This window comes from Sphingobium sp. YBL2 (assembly GCF_000943805.1).
Taxonomy (GTDB): domain Bacteria; phylum Pseudomonadota; class Alphaproteobacteria; order Sphingomonadales; family Sphingomonadaceae; genus Sphingobium; species Sphingobium fuliginis.
The window spans coordinates 600822-618818 of sequence record NZ_CP010954.1; the positions used below are offsets into that span (position 1 = coordinate 600822).

General features: G+C 65.5%; 19 protein-coding genes. 10 read left to right on the top strand and 9 right to left on the bottom strand.

Annotation, left to right across the window (positions count from 1 at the left end; all coding sequences use genetic code 11):
- Positions 1-11 precede the first annotated feature (11 nt).
- On the top strand, positions 12-2048 hold the full coding sequence (locus tag TZ53_RS02915; protein WP_044660363.1) for a lytic transglycosylase domain-containing protein: 2037 nt from the start codon (positions 12-14) through the stop codon (positions 2046-2048).
- 20 nt (positions 2049-2068) lie between these two features.
- Positions 2069-2554 (top strand): transcription elongation factor GreB, encoded by a 486-nt coding sequence (greB, locus tag TZ53_RS02920; RefSeq protein ID WP_025547457.1) that lies wholly within the window; start codon positions 2069-2071, stop codon positions 2552-2554.
- Between the two features lie 38 nt (positions 2555-2592).
- On the opposite strand, the gene TZ53_RS02925 is transcribed toward greB, so the two are convergent.
- From TZ53_RS02925 to aspS, 5 genes are all read right to left on the bottom strand, one after another.
- A complete protein-coding gene (locus TZ53_RS02925) occupies positions 2593-2778 on the bottom strand; it encodes a hypothetical protein (protein ID WP_025547459.1) in 186 nt (61 codons plus the stop codon).
- 67 nt (positions 2779-2845) lie between these two features.
- Positions 2846-4102 (bottom strand): methyl-accepting chemotaxis protein, encoded by a 1257-nt coding sequence (locus TZ53_RS02930; RefSeq protein WP_238320110.1) that lies wholly within the window; start codon positions 4100-4102, stop codon positions 2846-2848.
- Between the two features lie 143 nt (positions 4103-4245).
- A complete protein-coding gene (locus TZ53_RS02935; protein WP_025547463.1) occupies positions 4246-5028 on the bottom strand; it encodes a polyphosphate kinase 2 family protein in 783 nt (260 codons plus the stop codon).
- Positions 5025-6407, bottom strand: coding sequence for an APC family permease (locus tag TZ53_RS02940; protein WP_084694310.1), 1383 nt, complete (start codon positions 6405-6407; stop codon positions 5025-5027). The genes TZ53_RS02935 and TZ53_RS02940 overlap by 4 nt, the downstream gene beginning before the upstream one ends.
- 94 nt (positions 6408-6501) lie before the next feature.
- Positions 6502-8286 carry an aspartate--tRNA ligase gene (gene aspS, locus TZ53_RS02945; protein ID WP_044660365.1) on the bottom strand — a complete coding sequence of 595 codons (1785 nt, stop codon included), beginning with the start codon at positions 8284-8286 and terminating at the stop codon, positions 6502-6504.
- A 128-nt stretch (positions 8287-8414) separates the two neighbouring features.
- On the opposite strand from aspS, the gene rnd reads away from it, so the two are divergent.
- From rnd to TZ53_RS02960, 3 genes are all read left to right on the top strand, one after another.
- On the top strand, positions 8415-9581 hold the full coding sequence (gene rnd / locus TZ53_RS02950; RefSeq protein ID WP_025547468.1) for a ribonuclease D: 1167 nt from the start codon (positions 8415-8417) through the stop codon (positions 9579-9581).
- A gap of 13 nt (positions 9582-9594) precedes the next feature.
- Positions 9595-9891 (top strand): I78 family peptidase inhibitor, encoded by a 297-nt coding sequence (locus TZ53_RS02955; protein ID WP_083198933.1) that lies wholly within the window; start codon positions 9595-9597, stop codon positions 9889-9891.
- Positions 9892-10100: 209 nt separating this feature from the next.
- On the top strand, positions 10101-10505 hold the full coding sequence (locus tag TZ53_RS02960; protein WP_044660366.1) for a DUF1801 domain-containing protein: 405 nt from the start codon (positions 10101-10103) through the stop codon (positions 10503-10505).
- Positions 10506-10562: 57 nt separating this feature from the next.
- On the opposite strand, the gene TZ53_RS02965 is transcribed toward TZ53_RS02960, so the two are convergent.
- Complete coding sequence (locus TZ53_RS02965) at positions 10563-11246, bottom strand: hypothetical protein (RefSeq protein ID WP_025547473.1); 684 nt, start codon at positions 11244-11246, stop codon at positions 10563-10565.
- A 171-nt stretch (positions 11247-11417) separates the two neighbouring features.
- On the bottom strand, positions 11418-11804 hold the full coding sequence (locus tag TZ53_RS02970; RefSeq protein ID WP_044660367.1) for a PH domain-containing protein: 387 nt from the start codon (positions 11802-11804) through the stop codon (positions 11418-11420).
- Between the two features lie 102 nt (positions 11805-11906).
- Here TZ53_RS02970 and TZ53_RS02975 point away from each other — a divergent pair, with 102 nt between their 5' ends.
- Both TZ53_RS02975 and TZ53_RS02980 read left to right on the top strand, forming a co-directional pair.
- Positions 11907-12134, top strand: coding sequence for an AbrB/MazE/SpoVT family DNA-binding domain-containing protein (locus tag TZ53_RS02975; RefSeq protein ID WP_025547477.1), 228 nt, complete (start codon positions 11907-11909; stop codon positions 12132-12134).
- A gap of 3 nt (positions 12135-12137) precedes the next feature.
- The gene (locus tag TZ53_RS02980; RefSeq protein WP_044660368.1) at positions 12138-12527 is read left to right on the top strand and encodes a type II toxin-antitoxin system death-on-curing family toxin; all 390 of its coding nucleotides are present in this window, start codon (positions 12138-12140) and stop codon (positions 12525-12527) included.
- A gap of 46 nt (positions 12528-12573) precedes the next feature.
- On the opposite strand, the gene lepA is transcribed toward TZ53_RS02980, so the two are convergent.
- Positions 12574-14379, bottom strand: coding sequence for a translation elongation factor 4 (gene lepA / locus TZ53_RS02985; RefSeq protein WP_025547480.1), 1806 nt, complete (start codon positions 14377-14379; stop codon positions 12574-12576).
- A 187-nt stretch (positions 14380-14566) separates the two neighbouring features.
- On the opposite strand from lepA, the gene TZ53_RS02990 reads away from it, so the two are divergent.
- On the top strand, positions 14567-15337 hold the full coding sequence (locus TZ53_RS02990; RefSeq protein WP_025547481.1) for a CsgG/HfaB family protein: 771 nt from the start codon (positions 14567-14569) through the stop codon (positions 15335-15337).
- A gap of 85 nt (positions 15338-15422) precedes the next feature.
- On the opposite strand, the gene TZ53_RS02995 is transcribed toward TZ53_RS02990, so the two are convergent.
- Complete coding sequence (locus tag TZ53_RS02995) at positions 15423-15938, bottom strand: hypothetical protein (RefSeq protein ID WP_044660369.1); 516 nt, start codon at positions 15936-15938, stop codon at positions 15423-15425.
- A 128-nt stretch (positions 15939-16066) separates the two neighbouring features.
- Here TZ53_RS02995 and TZ53_RS03000 point away from each other — a divergent pair, with 128 nt between their 5' ends.
- Together TZ53_RS03000 and TZ53_RS03005 are read left to right on the top strand one after the other, a co-directional pair.
- Complete coding sequence (locus tag TZ53_RS03000) at positions 16067-17587, top strand: fumarate hydratase (protein ID WP_044660370.1); 1521 nt, start codon at positions 16067-16069, stop codon at positions 17585-17587.
- Between the two features lie 88 nt (positions 17588-17675).
- The gene (locus TZ53_RS03005) at positions 17676-17996 is read left to right on the top strand and encodes a DUF559 domain-containing protein (RefSeq protein WP_229742335.1); all 321 of its coding nucleotides are present in this window, start codon (positions 17676-17678) and stop codon (positions 17994-17996) included.
- The last annotated feature ends 1 nt before the right edge of the window (position 17997 follow it).

Sequence of the window (17997 nt, forward strand, 5' to 3'; positions counted from 1 at the left end):
TCACGGTTCGTATGCCACTGATTGCTCTTTTGCTTTTCACAGCCGGCGCCAGCGCCCAGACCGAAACCACCGGCCCCGCGCCAGCCGCGGCCTATCCGCCCGGCGCCGTGGTGCAGCCTGTTCCCAGCTCCAGCGAGCCCAGCCCGTGGCAGCGCGCGCAAAGCCGAATCGGCGTGGCGAGCGATCCGTCGATCTCCGGCACGATCAGCCAGTGGCGCGCGCTCCAGCAGAGCGATGGCCTGGGCTCCTCCACCTATATGAGCTTCATCATGGCCAATCCCGGCTGGCCGGGCGAGGACCGGATGCGGCGGCTGGCGGAAACCGGCATCAATCCCAACAGCTACGATCCCGGGCAGGTCATCGCCTTCTTCACCCGCTTCCCGCCGCGCACCGCAACCGGCAATGCCCGCTATGCGCTGGCGCTGATGCAGCAGGGCCGCATGGGCGAGGCGCGGGTCGCCGCGCGCAACGCGTGGGTCGGCGGCACGCTTTCCCCCGATGACGAGGCGCGGCTGCTTTCGCTCTTCGGCGCGGGATGGACATCGGTGGAGCATGACCTGCGCGCCGACGCGCTGCTGTGGAAGGGCGACATCATGGGCGCGCAGCGGAGGCTTGCCTATGTCTCGCCGGCCCGCCGCCCGGTCTATGAGGCGCGCATCGCCTTCCGCCAGAAGGCGCCCGACGCGGCGATGAAGATGCAGTTGGCGGAGGCCGTGGGCGCGACCGACGCCGGATTCGTCGCGGACAAGGCGACATGGCTGCTCAACACGGGCAACTGGATCGCCGGCCGCCAATATCTCGCCAACCGTCCGGCGTTGACCTTCCGTCCCGGCGACGCGGAAAAATGGTATGAAACGCTGCTGACGCAGGCGCGCGCCGCCGCCAATGACAGCCAGTGGAGCTTCGCCTACGGCATCGCCAGCAAGCTGGACGACGCCTATCTGCCCGGCACCGACGTCAACAGCCGGCCCATTGGCGAGCGCGACGATTATACCAGCCTTGCCTGGCTGGCGGGATCGACGGCCTTCTACAACCTTGGCAAGCCGCTGGACGCGATGGAGATGTTCCGCCGCTACGCCACAGCCGCCAAGTCGCCGCAGACCCAGTCCAAGGGCTTCTACTGGGCGGGTCGCGCCGCGCTCCAGGCCGGCGACGCTGCGACCGCGAACAGCTATTTCGCCCGCGCGGGGGCCTTTCCGGACCAGTTTTACGGCCAGCTTGCGCTCGAACGGCTGGGCCGGCCGATCCCTGCCCCAGCGGCCGTGGAACGTCCGGTCGAAATCTCCGCCGCAGAGCGCACGGCCTTCGCCAGCCGCTCGGTCGTCCGGGCGGTGAAGGCGCTGGGCCAGATGGGCTATTGGGAAGATCAGAGCAAATTCGCCCGCGCCATCGCCAATAATGCCGACAGCGATGCCGACCATTATCTCGCCGTCGAACTCGCGCAGAGCATCGGACGGCCCGATATGGGCGTGATGGTCGGCCGCCGCGCCGTGTCGAGCGGCCTCACCGGCTATGGCGAGAGCGCCTTTCCCCGCGTGCCCGTGCCGTCGGAGGCGCAATATAACTGGACGATGGTCCACGCCATTGCCCGGCAGGAAAGCCAGTTCGACCGGCAGATCGTCAGCCATGCGGGCGCACGCGGGCTGATGCAACTGATGCCCGGCACCGCCCGCGAACAGGCGGGGAAGCTGGGAATGAGCTATGACGCCAGTTCGCTCAACGACCCCAGCTACAACATCATGCTCGGCTCCTCCTATTTCCAGCGGATGCTCGATTATTATGGCGGCAGCTATCCGCTGGCGGTGGCGGCCTATAATGCCGGGCCGGGCAATGTGAACCGCTGGATCGCCGCCAATGGCGACCCGCGCCTGCCCGGCGCCGACATGCTGCGCTGGATCGAGCAGATTCCGCTTTTCGAAACGCGCAACTATGTCCAGCGCGTGCTGGAAAACGCCGTGGTCTATGAGGCGATGAACCCGCAACGCGCCCGCTTCCGGGGCACGACGACGCCGCTGTCCAAATATCTCGGCAAGCAGACGCCGGGCTGAACTTGCGCTATGGGCGGGGCATGAGCACTCCCCATCCCAACTATATCACTCCGGAAGGTTTCGCGAAGCTGCGCGCCGAATATGACCAGCTCCTGGGAGTCGAGCGCCCGAAGATCGTGGAAGTGGTAAGCTGGGCGGCCGGCAATGGCGACCGCAGCGAAAATGGCGACTATCTCTACGGTCGCAAGCGGATGCGCGAGATCGACGGCCAGTTGAAGCGCCTCTCGCGCAAGATGAAGGACGCCAGGGTCGTCGACCCGCGCCAGCAGCCCGACAAGAGCAAGGTCTATTTCGGCGCCACCGTCACCATCGCGGACGAGGACGACAACCACCGCACCGTCACGCTGGTCGGCAATGACGAGACGGACGCCGCCGCCGGCCGCATCGGCTGGAGCACGCCCATCGCCCGCGCCCTGCGCGGCGCTGCCGTGGGCGACCTGCGCCGCGTGGTGCTGCCCGCGGGCGAGCGGGAATATGAGGTGATGGCGATCAGCTATCCGGCGTGATGATCGGCCATGCCAAGACAAACCGCCGGAGCAGCCCGCTAATCGTCCCGCCGCAATATCACGTTGAGCCGCTCCATCACCTCGGCGATCGGCTCGATCACGGTGACGCTGCGTCCCTCTCCGAAGCGGATGCGGGTGCCGTCCGTCACCGATGACACGAAGGTGACCTGCGCGGCATTGACGGCGGTTTCGGTCCGGTCGGCGCCCACGAACATGACGAGCATGCATCCTCTCCTTCTTTCTGGAAGGAGAGCCTAACCCGAATTCCGCCCGAAGCCAGCCCTTTTCCCTTCAGGCGGCCTGAATTGCGCGGATGAAGGCGCTGGCGCGGTCATCCAGCCGATGCGCCTCTTCCGACAGGCGGCTCGCCGCGTCTCGCATCGCCTGCGCATCCGCCACCGCATCGCCTGCATTGACGCTGATCTGACTGGCGCTGGCGCGGACATGCCCGCTCGCCTCGCCCGCCTCCGCCACGCTGTCCGCAATCGCCCGGCTGAATGCGCCATGCCGCGCCACCGCCGTAAAGACGGAGGCCGAAAGCCGATCCGCCGTCGCGATCGCCGCATCCATATGCGCATGGCCCTGCGCGACATGGCCGACGGTCGCGCGGATATGGTCGATCCGCCGCGCAATCTCCGCCGCCGCATCGCGTGTCTGGCCCGCCAGCGTCTTGACCTCCCGCGCAACCACGGCAAAGCCCCGCCCGGCGTCCCCGGCCCGCGCCGCCTCTATCCCGGCGTTGAGCGCCAGCGTCGTCGTCGCCCGCGCAATCGCGTCGATCAGCGCGGTCACTTCCCCGATCCCGTCGGCCTGCGCGCTCAGCATCCTTGTCTGCGCCGCACCCGATTGCGTCTGGTCGACGGCGGCGCGAATGGCGGCCCCCGCCTCGCGCACTTCATCCTCCATCGCCTGGAACAGCAGCCCCAGTTCCCGCCCGGACACGGCGATGCCGGCCAGATTGTCGGCGGTCTGCGCCGCCGCCACCGCCATGCCGGCCGACGCATGCCCGTTATGCGCGGACCGTTCCGCCGCATCTTCGGCCAGACGCGACAGCATGTCCGCCATCGCCACCATGTCCCCTGTCAACGCCTGGACATCGGCCCGGAACGTCGCGCTCTCCCGCGTCACCCGTTCCAGCCGCTCGACCCTCGCCAGCGCCCCCCGCGCGTCCCGCTCCGCCGCCAGCCGGAGCAGAAGCTGCCCACCCGCGACCCCGGCATAGCGATCCCCGTCCACCACGATCAGGCCTTCGCAGCCCTGCCCCTGCGCGGCATAGAGGTCGATCAGCGTCTCGATGCTGGCGCGCCGCTCGACCGTCGCGCAGTGCCGGACATGATCGTCCAGCCGCCCACCGAAGCTGGGATTGCGCAACAGGGCATGGCCGAAGGGATTGAACAGGATGCGCCGCATGTCGCATTCGTAGATCGCTCCCACCGGCCTGTCGGCGGCATCGAGTACCGGCAGCAGCCGCAGCGCCGGGTCATGCTGGAAATGATCGACCGCCTCGCTGAGCGGCCGCCCCAGCCGGATCGCCGGGCTGGGCGTCATGAGGAGCGGACCGGCCGAATGGTCCAAGGATCGGTCGAGCATTGGGGGTGCGTACATAGGGGCCGGTTAAGCCCATAATGGTAAATGAGCCGTTAGATTTTGATGACAATTTTGTTACAAGATGTTGATTTTCAGTGATTTTATTACGGAACCCTATAGCCGTAGGCCTTGGCGGCCAGCTTCACCACTTCCGGATCGGCTTCCGGAAAATCCATCGGCACCAGCTTTTCCAATCGCTTGGCGACATAGGAGAGCGCCGCGATCCGACCCGCCCGACGGTGATTATTGTCGATGGCATGCCAGGGCGCCACCTTGGTGTCGGTCTTGCGGAACATGTCGTGCATGGCGTCCAGATAATCGGCCCGCCTTGCGCGGTTGCGATAATCGTCCGCGCCGGTCTTCCACCGCTTCCACGGCGTGTCGAGCCGCTGGGCGAGCTGTTCGTCCTGCGTCTCTTGCGTGATGTGGACGAACAGCTTGACGATGTTGGTCCCGGCGTCGACCTGCTGCCTTTCGAAGGCGTTGATCTCTTCATAGGCGCGCTTCCATTCGCCCTTCGAGCAGAAGCCCTCGACCCGCTCGACCAGCACCCGGCCATACCAGCTCCGGTCGAAGATCGCGATGTTGCGCCCCGCCGGCAGCCGCGTCCAGAAACGCCAGAGGAAGTGGCGGTCGCGCTCCTCCTCCGTCGGGGCGGAAATGGGATGAACCTTGTAATAGCGCGGGTCCCAGTCGGCGGTCATGCGCTTGATGATGCCGCCCTTGCCCGCCGCATCCCACCCCTCCAGCAGGATGACGCTGCGCCGGTCGTGGATGATGTGCGCGACCTGGATCTTGGCGAGCCGCTCCTGCAATTCGGCCAGCTTCGCCTCATAATCGCCCTTGAACGTCGCGCCCTTCTCATAATCGGCAAGGTCGATGGTCATGTCTGCACCTTCCACTGGCCCCGGCGGCAAAGCACGAGCTTATACCAAAGCACCGAACCCGCAATCTGGGCGGCGGTTGCAATCAGGCCGGGCCGCCCCTCTCCGGCATCGAGCCAGCTGGTCCAGACCACATAGGCCAGCGCGAGCAGGGTGACGACCGGCGCAAGCGGATAAAGCGGCATGCGATAGGGCGCATGGGCGCTCGCCCCGCTGCGCCGCCCGGCCATGGCGGCCAGCGCGATGCCGCCATAGATCGCCACCAGCCCGGTGCCGTTCAGCACCAGCAGCATCGATAGCGGCAGGAAGCAGGCGAGCGTTCCCATCCCGCCGACGATCAGCGTCCCGATCCAGGGCGAATCGAAGCGCGGATGGATCGCCACCAGCCAGTCGTCGATGCGCGGAATCCAGGCCCGGTCCCGCCCGGTCGAATAGAAGAAGCGGGCGCAGGCCAGCACGCAGGCGATGATCGCGTTCACGATCGCAAGCACGATGCCGACCGACACCAGCGCCGAAAGGCCGGCGCTCCCCCGCTGCCGCACCAGCAGGCCAAAGGGATCGTCGACGGTCAGCAGGGTCGCAAGGTCGATCCTCGCCAGCAGCAGCGCGAGCAAGGGCACGCCTTCGAACAGCAGCGCGAGGCCGAGGGCGGCGAGGATGGTTCCGGCGATCCGTCTGGGCGCCTCGCGCATCTCCTCCCCGAAATAGACCGCCATGCCATAGCCGTTGAGCGCGAAGATCGCGATGGTCGTCGCCACCCCGATGGAGGCGGCGCTGGCCGGGACGAAGCCCTGCCCCGTCTCTGCCACCACCGGATGGGTCAGGAATTCCAGCGCCGGCCGCGCATGGTCGGCAAAGCCCAGCACCATCACCACGGCCACGGCTGCCAGTTCGACCAGCAGGAACAGCCCGGTGATGACCGCATTCACGCGGATATTGAGGACCGCGACCAGCGTCGATCCGATCATCACCGCCACCGCGACCGGCACGGCGGGCAGGCCCGGCGCCACCGTCGCCATGACCGATGCGATGCCCAGCGCCGCGACGGGCGGGAAGAGCACATTGTTGAAGACATTGACGCCCAGCATGACGAAACCGGCCATCGGCCCCAGCGTCTGCGCCACCGCGACATATTCCCCGCCTGCCACCGGCCAGGCGGAGGAGAGTTCGGCATAGATGAAGGCGGTGGTGACGCAGATCAGGCTGGCGAGGATCATCGCCCAGATCGCGCCGGTCCCGGCCTCCTGCAACATGCCGGGTATGATGACGAAGACGGAGGATGCCGGGGTGGTCGCGGACAGGGTCAGGAACAGGACGCCCGCCACGCCCAGGCTGCGCGCCAGGGCCGGCGGTTTGTCCGGCAACATCTGTTCGTCGAGCATGGCCTGTCCCCCTTGCCCGTCCTTACATCGAAGGTTCAGCGGGAGTGCAAGCCTCTCCTGTCGTTGGGGCTCAGGGCGAACGGAGGTGGGGGAATCAGGCCTTCGCCTGCGGCTCCACGACGCGGATGTGCAGTTCGCGCAACTGCTTGAACTCCGCCGGGCTGGGCGCCCCCATCAGCAGGTCTTCCGCGCGCTGGTTCATCGGGAACAGCGTGATCTCGCGCAGGTTCTGCGCCCCGCAAAGCAGCATCACGATGCGGTCCACGCCCGCCGCCATGCCGCCATGGGGCGGCGCGCCATATTGGAACGCGCGATAGAGGCCGCCGAAGCGCTCCTCCACATCGGCCTGGCTGAGGCCCACCTTCTCGAACGCCTTGACCATCAGTTCCGGCGACTGGTTGCGGATCGATCCCGAGGCGATTTCATAGCCGTTGCAGACCATGTCATATTGATAGGCCTTGAGGCTCAGCGGGTCCTGATTCTCCAGCGCATCCAATCCCCCCTGCGGCATGGAGAAGGGGTTGTGCGCGAAATCGATCTTCTTCTCATCCTCGTCATATTCGTAGAAGGGGAAGTCGACGATCCAGCATAGTTCGAAACGATCCCTGTCGATCAGGTCGAGCTGCTCGCCCACGCGGATGCGCGCCAGACCCGCCAGCTTGGCCGCCTGGCTTTCCTTGCCCGCCGCGAAGAAGACGCCGTCATTGGGGCCAAGGCCCAACGCCTCGATCAGCTTCGCCGTCCGTTCCTCGCCATGGTTCTTGGCGATGGGACCGCCGGGCACGCCGTCCTTGATGTTGATATAGCCAAGGCCCGAATAGCCTTCGCTGCGCGCCCAATTGTTCATGTCGTCGAAGAATTTGCGGCTGCCCGCGCCAGCGCCCGGTGCGGGAATAGCGCGGATCACGCTGCCGCTCTCCACCAGCGAAGCAAAGATGCCGAAGCCGCTGCCATGGAAATGCTCGGTCACATCGCTGATCAGGATCGGGTTGCGCAGGTCGGGCTTGTCCGACCCATATTTCAGCATCGCCTCGGCATGGGGGATGCGCGGAAAGCTGCCCGCTGGCGTCACCGGCCTGCCGTCGGCGAACGCCTCGAACACCTGCGCGATCACCGGCTCCATGGTGTTCCAGACGTCTTCCTGGGTGACGAAGCTCATCTCCAGGTCCAACTGGTAGAACTCGCCCGGCAGGCGGTCGGCGCGGGGGTCTTCGTCGCGGAAGCAGGGCGCGATCTGGAAATAGCGGTCGAAACCGGCGACCATCAGGAGCTGCTTATATTGCTGCGGCGCCTGCGGCAGCGCGTAGAATTTCCCCGCATGGATGCGGCTCGGCACCAGAAAGTCTCGGGCGCCTTCGGGGCTCGACGCGGTCAGGATCGGCGTCGAATATTCGGTGAATCCTGCATCCTCCATGCGGCGGCGCATGTCCCGGATGATCTGCGTGCGCTTGACGATGTTCGCGTGCAGCGTCTCGCGCCGCAGATCGAGGAAGCGGTATCGAAGGCGGATGTCTTCCGGATATTCCTGCTCGCCAGCCACGGGCAGCGGCAGGTCGGCGGCGGCGGACAGCACCACCGCGTCCAGCGCGCGAATCTCGATCTCGCCGGTCGGCAGGTTGGGGTTCACCGCTTCCTTCGCCCGGGCGACGACCTTGCCCGTCACGGTCACGACGCTTTCGGCCCGCAGCGACTCGATCACCCTGAACACCGGCCCATCCACCTCGGTGACGATCTGCACCATGCCATAATGGTCGCGCAGGTCGATGAACACCAGGTCGCCATGGTCCCGCTTGCGATGCACCCAGCCGGACACCCGCACCTCATTGCCGACCTCCGCCGTCGTAAGGGCGCCGCAGGTGTGGGTGCGATAGGCATGCATGGCGTTTTTGGTCTTTCAGCTTCGTTTTACGGAAATGACAAATTGTTGCAGCGCCGCTATGGGCAGTCCTGTCAAGCATTGACGAGCCCGTGCGCGACGGGCCAGCCCATAATAAGATCGAAGACCATATGCAAATCCATCCGCTGATTACCGACAGCAAGACTCTCGCCCAATTCTGCGCCCGGATCGCCAAATCGCCCTATATCGCGGTCGATACCGAATTCATGCGCGAAAACAGCTATTGGCCCGATCTCTGCCTGGTGCAGGTCGCGGACGAGCATGAGGCGGCGGCCATCGACCCCAAGGCGCCCGGCCTCGACCTTTCGCCCCTGCTCGACCTGATGGTCGACAATGAGGATGTGCTGAAGGTCTTTCATGCGGGCGGTCAGGATCTGGAGATCATCTACAACCTGACCGGCAAGACCCCCCATCCGATGTTCGACACGCAGATCGCAGCGATGGCGCTGGGGCTGGGCGAACAGATCGGCTACGGCAATCTGGTCGACGCCTGGCTGGGCGTGCAGCTCGACAAGGGCGCGCGCTTCACCGACTGGGCGCGCCGGCCGCTCGACAAGCGGCAGATCGATTATGCGATCGGCGACGTCACCTACCTGATCCAGATTTTCCCCAAGATGCTGGAGGAACTGCGCCGGACCGGCCGTGGCGACTGGCTGGATCAGGAGATGGAGCGGATCAGCGATCCCTCCAATTATGAGAACAGGCCCGACGAGGCCTGGCAACGCGTCCGCATCGCCAGCCGCAAGGCCGATGTGCTGGGCCGCCTGAAGGCGCTGGCGGCATGGCGCGAGATGGAGGCGCAGGACAAGAATCTGCCACGCGGCCGCATCGTCAAGGACGAGACGCTGGCCGACATCGCCAGCCACCCGCCGCGCACGCAGGAGGATCTGGGCAAGGTGCGCGGCCTGTCTGCCACCTGGAAGACCAACGACATCGGCAATCGGCTGATGCTCGCCCTTGCCGCGCACAAGCCGCTGGCCAAGGAGGAAATGCCGGAGCGCGACCCCAAGCGGCCGGGCCTGGGCAAGGATGGCGCGCTGGTGGCGGACCTTCTGAAGCTGCTGCTGAAAATCCGTTCGCGCGACATCAATGTCGCCGCGCGCCTCATCGCCCGCAGCGACGACATCGACGCGCTGGCCGCCGGCGTGCGGGAAGACCTCGCGATCCTGGAAGGCTGGCGCTATGAACAGTTCGGCCGCGATGCGGTCGACCTGGTCGAGGGCCGCCTTGCCTTCGCGGTCAAGAACGGCCGCCTCAAGATGACCCGCACGCAATAGGAGTTCAGGACGGATGCGAACCGCCATGCTCCCCCTTCTCTCCCTGCTTGCCGCCTGCGCCGGCGCGAACGGCGAAGGCCCCGCCACGCCGCCGCCCACCGCCGAAGGACCATGCCGCGACGAGGGGCTGGACCGCTTCATCGGCCAGACCGCTAGCGAGGCGACCGGCGCCGAATTGCTCAGGCTTTCAGGCGCGCACACGCTGCGCTGGGGCGCGCCGGGCATGGCGATGACCATGGATTTCCGCCCGGACCGGTTGACCGTCAGCTATGACGGGAAGATGGCGATCACGACCGCGCGCTGCGGCTGAGGATCGCAATGGAATAAACCATACCGCACAGCCGTATCCCATCCGGCGCCGGTCGCGATCCCCCTGATCGCGGGCGGCCAGCCCCACGGGTGGTCCCCAAAGGGCGGCGTAGCGGTGGCGCGGGGAGGCAGGCCCCTCCTGGCACCATCGCTACGCCATTCCCGTTTCGTTGCGATCCGTTTAGGGTGCCGGGCAAGAGGAGCGGCCCGATGAACGACACTGACTCTCCCTCCGCGCTGATCGACCGGCGCATCGCGGAACTCAGCGATTGGCGGGGAGAAACGCTTGCCCATGTCCGTGCGCTGATCAGGGAAGCCGATCCGCAGGCGGTAGAAGAATGGAAATGGCGGGGCGTCCCGGTCTGGTCGCATGGCGGCATCCTCTGCACCGGGGAAAGCTACAAGGCGGTGGTCAAGCTGACCTTCGCGAAGGGCGCTTCGCTGGAGGACCCGGCAGGCCTGTTCAACGCCAGCCTGGACGGCAATGTGCGCTGCGCCATCGACATAAGGGAAGGCGAGACAATCGATGCCGACGCGTTCAAGGCGCTGATTCGCGCCGCCGGGGCGCTCAACATGAGCAGGCTGAGGAAGAAAAGTCAGATGACATCTGAATAATGGAAGAGCGGCGCGCCCATAACCAACGGATCAGACCACAGCGCCGCCCACGCCCCATCAACATTCCAGCCCGATCAGCGTCCCGCTGCCGATCCGCCCGACATAACGCTTCCCGTCGATCTCCAGCCAGTCGGGCGTCACTTCCAGCCGCCGCCCCCTGATCGTGGTGCGCAGATGCTCGACGGCAATGCGGTTGCGCGCCACGATGCGCAGCACCGCCAGCCCCTCGCCCCGCGCCGCCATCATGCTGTAGCGGTCGCCGCGCAGCAGGAAGTGCCAGCTACCGTCCGTCGGCATCCACTCATTGCCGTTCACGACCTGCACCGGCTCGCCATCGGGGCCACCCATGCGCACGCTGATGCGGGTCGCGCCATTGCTTCGGCGCGGCGGCGCGAAGATCAGGATCGGCTCCCCCTCCAGCGTCAGCGGGATCGGCGTGTCCCTCAGCAATTGCGAGCCGCCCATGATCAGCGTCGGCAATTCCGGCGAGAAGGGCAGGCGGTCCCGCGCGAAATGGCGCTGCCGCACGACGGGATTGGCATGGAAGCCCTGCACCTGCATCGGCGTCAGGCGCCCTTCCTCCACCAGCCCATGGCAGGTGGGGCAGAGCAGCGTCACCCCATGACTTTCGGGCAAGCGAAGATAGCGGTAGATGGTCACGCCACAGCGGACGCAGGCGAAACCGCAAGCCTGACGCACTTCGTCCTGCTGCTGCGCGGTCAGTTCTGGCAGCGACGGCATCACACGCAAGCCCATGCACGACGACCCCTTGCTCACCTGCCCGCGCCACTGCGGACCGGCGTTCCTCCGGCGTCCTTCCTGCTGGCCGTGGGCGCTCCAAAGCACCCCTTCTCGCTATTGCACTATCGTTGAAATAAATGCGGACAAGTCAAGAGGCTGTTCACCATTCTCCTACCGCTGGGGCAGCAGGTCGAGATTGCGCGAAGCCGCGATCGCCCGGATGCGGTCCGGCCGCGGCATGGACTTGATCGCGATTTCCGCCATGTCCCCGGCGCTGAACAGTTCCACATTGCCGACGTTGAAGATGCGCTGGCCCAACGTCTGGGTGATGCGCACGCTGCGGATGCTGGAAAGCGCGATCTCCGTCCGCTGCTTGGCCAGAAGGCCCCGTTCCAGCAGCACTTCCCGGTCGGAAAGCGCCAGCCGCTCCCCCTTGTGCAACACCCACCACACGCCGATGGCGAGGATGCCGACGACGGAGATCAGCAGGAGGATGAACAGGAAGGGATGCGCGCGGAACATCGCGGGATGCTCGTCATACAGCCATGTCTCGCTCATGCCGGTCCCCTGCGGTTGGTCGTGAGCATTGACCATGGACGCCCCGCCGCCGTCAAGGCCGCCGGGCTTGCACCGCGGCCGGATAATGGTTATAACATCCGTATGAACACACCGCTCAAGATCACGAAGATCGGCAATTCCGCCGGGGTCATCCTGCCCAAGGAGGTGCTGGCGCATCTCAATGTCGGCGTCGGCGAGACCCTGTCGGTCGTCACCACGCCGCGCGGCATCGAATTAAGCGCAGCCGAACCCGATTTCGACGCTCAGATGGCGGCAGCGCGGGAAGTCATGCAGCGCCGCAAACGCGCACTGCGCGAGCTTGCGAAATAAACCATGCCCCGCAATTGGGTCTGGATCAGCGCCGAAGTGGCGCTTGCGGCGCATGCCGAACAGTTGGCCGAACATGGCGGCGGTGAAGGCGTGCGCGACTCAGGCTTGCTGGAAAGCGCCATGGCCCGCCCGCAGAATCTGGCGGCCTATCATGAACCCGATGCGGCGGAACTGGCGGCTGCCTATGCCTATGGCATTGCGCGCAACCATCCCTTTGTCGACGGCAACAAGCGCACCGCCGCAGTTGTCAGCGAAACCTTCCTGGCGCTGAACGGCTATGTGCTGACGGCCACCGACGCCGAGTTGGTAGTAGCCTTCCTGGCTCTCGCGGCCGGAGAACTGAGCGAGGAGGAAACCACCGCCTGGTTTCGGGACCATCTGGCGGCGGAATGAAGTCCCTTTAGTTCGGGAATAGCGTACTCCTGCACCGGCAGGAGCCTCAGTTCTCATCCCCCATGCGCAGCGCGGCAATGAAGGCTTCCTGCGGGATCTGCACGGACCCATATTCGCGCATCCGCTTCTTGCCCTCCTTCTGCTTCTCCAGCAGCTTCTTCTTGCGGGTGATGTCGCCGCCATAGCATTTGGCGGTCACGTCCTTGCGCATCGCGGCGATCGTTTCGCGCGCAATCACCTTGCCGCCGATCGCCGCCTGGATCGGAATCTTGAACAGGTGGCGGGGGATCAGGTCCTTCAACCGCTCGCACATGCCGCGCCCGCGTGATTCGGCGGTGCCCCGGTGAACGATCATGCTGAGCGCGTCCACCGGCTCATTGTTGACGAGGATGCTCATCTTGACGAGGTCGCCTTCCCGCGCCCCGATCTGATGATAGTCGAAGCTGGCATAGCCGCGGCTGATCGACTTCAGCCGGTCGTAGAAATCGAACACCACCTCGTTGAGCGGCAGTTCATAGGTCACCTGCGCGCGCCCGCCGACATAGGTCAGGTTCTTCTGGATACCCCGCCGGTCCTGGCAGAGCTTCAGGATCGACCCCAGATATTCGTCGGGGCAGTAGATCACCGCCTCGATCCACGGCTCCTCGATATAGTCGATATGGTTGGCGTCGGGCATGTCGGCGGGGTTGTGCAGATGCCGGACCGTCCCGTCATTCATGTGGATCTCGTACACCACCGAAGGCGCGGTGGTGATGAGGTCCAGATCATATTCCCGGCTCAGCCGCTCCTGAATGATCTCCAGATGCAGCAGCCCCAGGAAGCCGCAGCGGAAGCCGAAGCCCAGCGCGGCCGACGTCTCCATCTCGAAGGAGAAGCTGGCGTCGTTCAGCCGCAGCTTGGAAATCGATTCGCGCAGCTTCTCGAAATCATTGGCGTCGACCGGGAACAGGCCGCAGAACACCACCGGCTGCACTTCCTTGAAGCCGGGCAGCGGTTCCTTCGCCGGATTCTTGACCGTGGTGATGGTGTCGCCGACGCGGGTCTGGCTGATGTCCTTGATCTGCGCGGTGATGAAGCCGATCTCGCCCGGCCCCAGTTCGCCCAGTTGCTCGATCTTCGGCCGGAAACAGCCGACGCGGTCGATCAGATGCTCGGTGCCGCCGATCATGAACTTGATGTTCTGGCCCTTCTTGATGACGCCGTTGACGACGCGCACCAGGATGACGACGCCCAGATAGGGGTCGTACCAGCTATCGACCAGCATCGCTTCCAGCGGCGCCTCCCGGTCGCCCTTGGGCGCGGGGATCTTGGCGACCACGGCTTCCAATATGTCATCGATGCCGATGCCTGCCTTGGCGCTCGCCAGCACGGCTTCCGATGCGTCGAGGCCGATCACCTCCTCGATCTCGGCCTTCACCTTCTCCGGCTCGGCGGCGGGCAGGTCGATCTTGTTGATGACCGGCACGATCTCATGGTCATGCTCGATCGACTGGTAGACGTTGGCCAGCGTCTGCGCCTCTACCCCCTGCGCGGCGTCCACCACCAGCAACGCGCCCTCGCAGGCGGCGAGCGAGCGGCTCACCTCATAGGCGAAGTCTACATGGCCCGGCGTGTCCATCAGGTTCAGTTCATAGGTCTCGCCGTTCTTCGCGACATAGTCGAGGCGCACGGTCTGCGCCTTGATGGTGATGCCGCGCTCCTTCTCGATATCCATGTTGTCGAGGACCTGCGCCGACATTTCCCGGTCGGTCAGGCCGCCGGTGCGCTGGATCAGGCGGTCGGCCAGGGTCGACTTGCCATGGTCGATATGGGCGATGATCGAGAAATTGCGGATGTGCGAGAGATCGGTCATGGCCCGCGCCGATAGCAGCCATTTGAGGGCCTGTCAGCAGGCTCGCACATCCCAGGCCCGTTAAGGCTATGGCGGTGATAACCGTTCGCATTACTTGCGCGCCCGCGCGGTTGTGCTAGAGCATGGTGCAAATATCGGGGCGCCACAAAATCAAAACGACTTCAGCAACTTTCAGGGGTGCATGACAATGCGTGTGTTCGCGAAGTTCGTCGCTGCCGCAGCCGGTCTGGCTGTCGCGGCTTCTCCGGCGATGGCCGCCGACAAGGGTTCGTCCGCCCGGCAGCAGCAGGCCAAGAAAACCGCCGAAATTCCTCATTGCACCCGGCGCCTCGGCACGGTGGCCATCGTCGAGCCGGACAACCAGTGGTGGCGTGAGCTGAACCTGGGCAGCCCGGAGGCGATCCTCAAGGTGTTCATCCAGCAGTCGGGCTGCTTCGGCATCGTCAACCGCGGCCGCGCCATGGCCAGCCGCAATATGGAACGCGCCATGGCGGACTCCGGCGAATTGCAGGCGGGGTCCAATCTGGGCAAGGGCCAGGTGAAGGCGGCGGATTATTATCTGCAGCCCGACATCGTCTCCTCCAACAAGAATTCAGGCGGCAATGCGCTGGGCGGCATGCTCGGCGGCTTCCTGGGCGGCCGGACCTTCGGCGCGCTGGCAGGCGGCATTTCGGTCAAGAAGAGCGAGGCCAATGTGACGCTCTCCATCGTCAACGCCCGTACGACCGAGGAAGAGGCGCTGACGGAGGGCTATGCGCGCAAGTCGGACCTGAGCTTCGGCGGCGGCGGCGGCGCCGGCTGGTGGGGCGGCTTCGCCGCGGCCGGCGGCGGCGGCTACCAGAATACGGAGATCGGGCAGGTGATCGTGCTCGCCTATCTCGACGCCTATACCAAGCTGGTGACGCAGCTTGGCGGCCTGCCCGCCAATGCGGCCGCAGCGGCGCCCCGCGCACAATAAAGGACGGTTTTGAAGGGAAGGGCGCTGCCGGAGCTTCCGGTGGCGCCTTTTTTTCACTGGTCTCGCCATCCTGCTGCGCGATATTCTAGCCTTCCCACGTCCTGAGCGCCCGTTCATAGCGTTTTGCCGCTGCGTCGCGGGCTTTCTCCAGCGGGTGCCTTTCGGCTTGATGCCGTTTTTCCAGGTCCTGACGCGCGCGCCGAAGGGCGGCTTCGCGGCGGGCCAGTTGACGGCGCTCTGCTTCCTGCTGCCGGTCGAGAGCCGCCAATGCCTCCTCCGCCGCCTCCAGCGGTGCGCGGTCGGGGCGGGGCCTGGGCCTGGCCGCGCCGCGCGCCTTCGCCTTTCTGGGGCTTGCGGGCTTCTCTTCGGGCAGCGCGGCGAGATGTTCCGCCATGGAACCGCGCGGGCGCTTGATGACCTGGCCTGGACGGGCGAGCGGCTCGGCCATGAGGGCCGGATCGGTCACGACCTCCGCCACGCCGCGGGCGAAGAGATTGGCGTCGGCGCCCCAGGCCTCCAGCGCCGCCTTCTGGCTGGGCGCGGCGACATAGGCGTCGTGAAAGCCGATGGCGGTGCGATAGGTCTTGAGCGCGCGGGGCATGGGCGGGAAACGCCCGGGACAGGCGGCCGGCTCCCTGCCGCTACTGGACTCACGCGCGATTCCCTACTAGCCGCTCCCCTGCATGGACCCGCCGTGCGGGGCGGGCCTTAGATTAGGGACCAGGGTAGATGACCGTCATCAAGACCGCCGATCTGATCGAGAGCGTGGCCGACGCGCTCCAGTTCATCAGCTATTATCATCCGATGGATTATATCCGCGCGCTGGGCAAAGCCTATGAAGCGGAGGCCAATCCTGCGGCGAAGGACGCCATCGCCCAGATCCTGACCAACAGCCGCATGTGCGCAGAGGGGCATCGCCCGATCTGCCAGGACACCGGCATCGTCAACGTCTTCATCAAATGGGGCATGGACTGCCGGCTGGACGATAACAGCCGCTCCATGCAGGAGGTCGTGGATGAAGGCGTGCGCCGCGCCTATCTGAACCCGGAGAACCGCCTGCGCGCCTCGATCCTGAAGGACCCCGCCTTTTCGCGCGTCAATACGAAGGACAACACGCCCTGCGTGCTGAATGTCGAGATGGTGCCGGGCGACAAGGTCATCGTCGACGTCGCGGCCAAGGGCGGCGGGTCGGAGAACAAGACCAAGTTCAAGATGATGAACCCCAGCGATTCGATCGTCGACTGGGTGCTGGAGATGGTGCCGCAGATGGGCGCGGGCTGGTGCCCGCCCGGCATGCTGGGCATCGGCATCGGCGGCACGGCGGAAAAGGCCGTGGCGCTGGCCAAGGAATCGCTGATGGAGCCCATCGACATGGGCGAATTGAAGGCGCGCGGACCGCAGAACGAGATCGAGAAGCTGCGCATCGAGATTTTCGACAAGGTCAACGCGCTCGGCATCGGCGCGCAGGGGCTGGGTGGCCTCGCCACCGTGCTGGACGTCAAGATCTACGACTATCCCTGCCATGCGGCGGGCAAGCCGGTGGCGATGATCCCCAATTGCGCGGCGACCCGCCATGCGCATTTCACGCTCGACGGCTCGGGTCCCGCCTATCTGGAGGCGCCGAAGATTTCGGAATGGCCGCAGGTCGACTGGAAGCCGAGCAAGGAGGCGATCCGCGTCGACCTCGACACGCTGACGCCGGAAGTGGTGCAGAGCTGGAAGCATGGCGACCGCCTGCTGCTCAACGGCAAGATGCTGACCGGGCGCGACGCGGCGCACAAGCGCATCCAGGACATGCTGAGCCGCGGCGAGGAACTGCCGGTCGATTTCAAGGGTCGCGTCATCTATTATGTCGGCCCGGTCGATCCGGTGCGCGACGAGGTGGTGGGCCCGGCCGGTCCGACCACGGCGACCCGCATGGACAAGTTCATGGACATGATGCTGGAACAGGGCCTCGCGGCCTGCGTCGGCAAGGCGGAGCGCGGCCCGGCGGCGACCGACAGCATCGCCAAGCATAAGAGCGCCTATCTGATGGCGGTCGGCGGCGCGGCCTATCTGGTGGCGCGGGCGATCAAGGCGGCCAAAGTAGTCGGCTTCGAAGACCTGGGCATGGAGGCGATCTACGAGTTCGATGTGCAGGACATGCCCGTCACCGTCGCCGTCGACAGCGAAGGCCAGAATGTCCACCGTCTCGCCCCGCTGGTGTGGCAGGAGAAGATCAAGAAAGAAGGCCTTCTCGAAAGGGTGTGAGGCTCGCCCGGGTCCTCCCCGTCGGGAGATGGGGAGGGGGACCGTTTGCGAAGCAGATGGCGGCGGGGAATCGGCGCAAGGCAGCCGAATGGAAGGAGCGTCGCGCAGGCGCGGGAATTGCGGCGCGCTTTGCCGCACCCGAAATCGCGCTGTGAACAGCATCCGGTCGGGCTTTTATGCTGGATTCCACTGCGCCTCTGTCCGGTTGGCGGTGGAGCCGGACAGCTGCTTTCATGACCATGCTGAGCAGATGGCGCAGGATGCCCAGCGTGACGCATGGGAGCGTTCTCAGGGGGTTAGGGTGCTCTGGATCAAGGCTCATGACATAATCCGGGATTTCGACGATGTGGCGCGGCATATTCTGCACCACGGTTGCGCATTTCCCCTCCACCATCCCGGGAAGGACTAGG

Bases quoted from the DNA above. Each gene is read 5' to 3' on its own strand.
- TZ53_RS02915 (WP_044660363.1), top strand. From the start codon at position 12: ATGCCACTGATTGCTCTTTTGCTTTTCACAGCCGGCGCCAGCGCCCAG.
- TZ53_RS03000 (WP_044660370.1), top strand. From the start codon at position 16,067: ATGACCGTCATCAAGACCGCCGATCTGATCGAGAGCGTGGCCGACGCG.
- TZ53_RS02960 (WP_044660366.1), top strand. From the start codon at position 10,101: ATGAACGACACTGACTCTCCCTCCGCGCTGATCGACCGGCGCATCGCG.
- TZ53_RS02975 (WP_025547477.1), top strand. From the start codon at position 11,907: ATGAACACACCGCTCAAGATCACGAAGATCGGCAATTCCGCCGGGGTC.
- TZ53_RS03005 (WP_229742335.1), top strand. From the start codon at position 17,676: ATGGAAGGAGCGTCGCGCAGGCGCGGGAATTGCGGCGCGCTTTGCCGC.
- greB (WP_025547457.1), top strand. From the start codon at position 2,069: ATGAGCACTCCCCATCCCAACTATATCACTCCGGAAGGTTTCGCGAAG.
- TZ53_RS02995 (WP_044660369.1), bottom strand. From the start codon at position 15,938: ATGCCCCGCGCGCTCAAGACCTATCGCACCGCCATCGGCTTTCACGAC.
- TZ53_RS02955 (WP_083198933.1), top strand. From the start codon at position 9,595: ATGCGAACCGCCATGCTCCCCCTTCTCTCCCTGCTTGCCGCCTGCGCC.
- lepA (WP_025547480.1), bottom strand. From the start codon at position 14,379: ATGACCGATCTCTCGCACATCCGCAATTTCTCGATCATCGCCCATATC.
- TZ53_RS02965 (WP_025547473.1), bottom strand. From the start codon at position 11,246: ATGCCGTCGCTGCCAGAACTGACCGCGCAGCAGCAGGACGAAGTGCGT.
- TZ53_RS02980 (WP_044660368.1), top strand. From the start codon at position 12,138: ATGCCCCGCAATTGGGTCTGGATCAGCGCCGAAGTGGCGCTTGCGGCG.
- rnd (WP_025547468.1), top strand. From the start codon at position 8,415: ATGCAAATCCATCCGCTGATTACCGACAGCAAGACTCTCGCCCAATTC.
- TZ53_RS02990 (WP_025547481.1), top strand. From the start codon at position 14,567: ATGCGTGTGTTCGCGAAGTTCGTCGCTGCCGCAGCCGGTCTGGCTGTC.
- TZ53_RS02970 (WP_044660367.1), bottom strand. From the start codon at position 11,804: ATGAGCGAGACATGGCTGTATGACGAGCATCCCGCGATGTTCCGCGCG.
- TZ53_RS02930 (WP_238320110.1), bottom strand. From the start codon at position 4,102: ATGACGCCCAGCCCGGCGATCCGGCTGGGGCGGCCGCTCAGCGAGGCG.
- TZ53_RS02940 (WP_084694310.1), bottom strand. From the start codon at position 6,407: ATGCTCGACGAACAGATGTTGCCGGACAAACCGCCGGCCCTGGCGCGC.
- TZ53_RS02935 (WP_025547463.1), bottom strand. From the start codon at position 5,028: ATGACCATCGACCTTGCCGATTATGAGAAGGGCGCGACGTTCAAGGGC.
- aspS (WP_044660365.1), bottom strand. From the start codon at position 8,286: ATGCATGCCTATCGCACCCACACCTGCGGCGCCCTTACGACGGCGGAG.
- TZ53_RS02925 (WP_025547459.1), bottom strand. From the start codon at position 2,778: ATGCTCGTCATGTTCGTGGGCGCCGACCGGACCGAAACCGCCGTCAAT.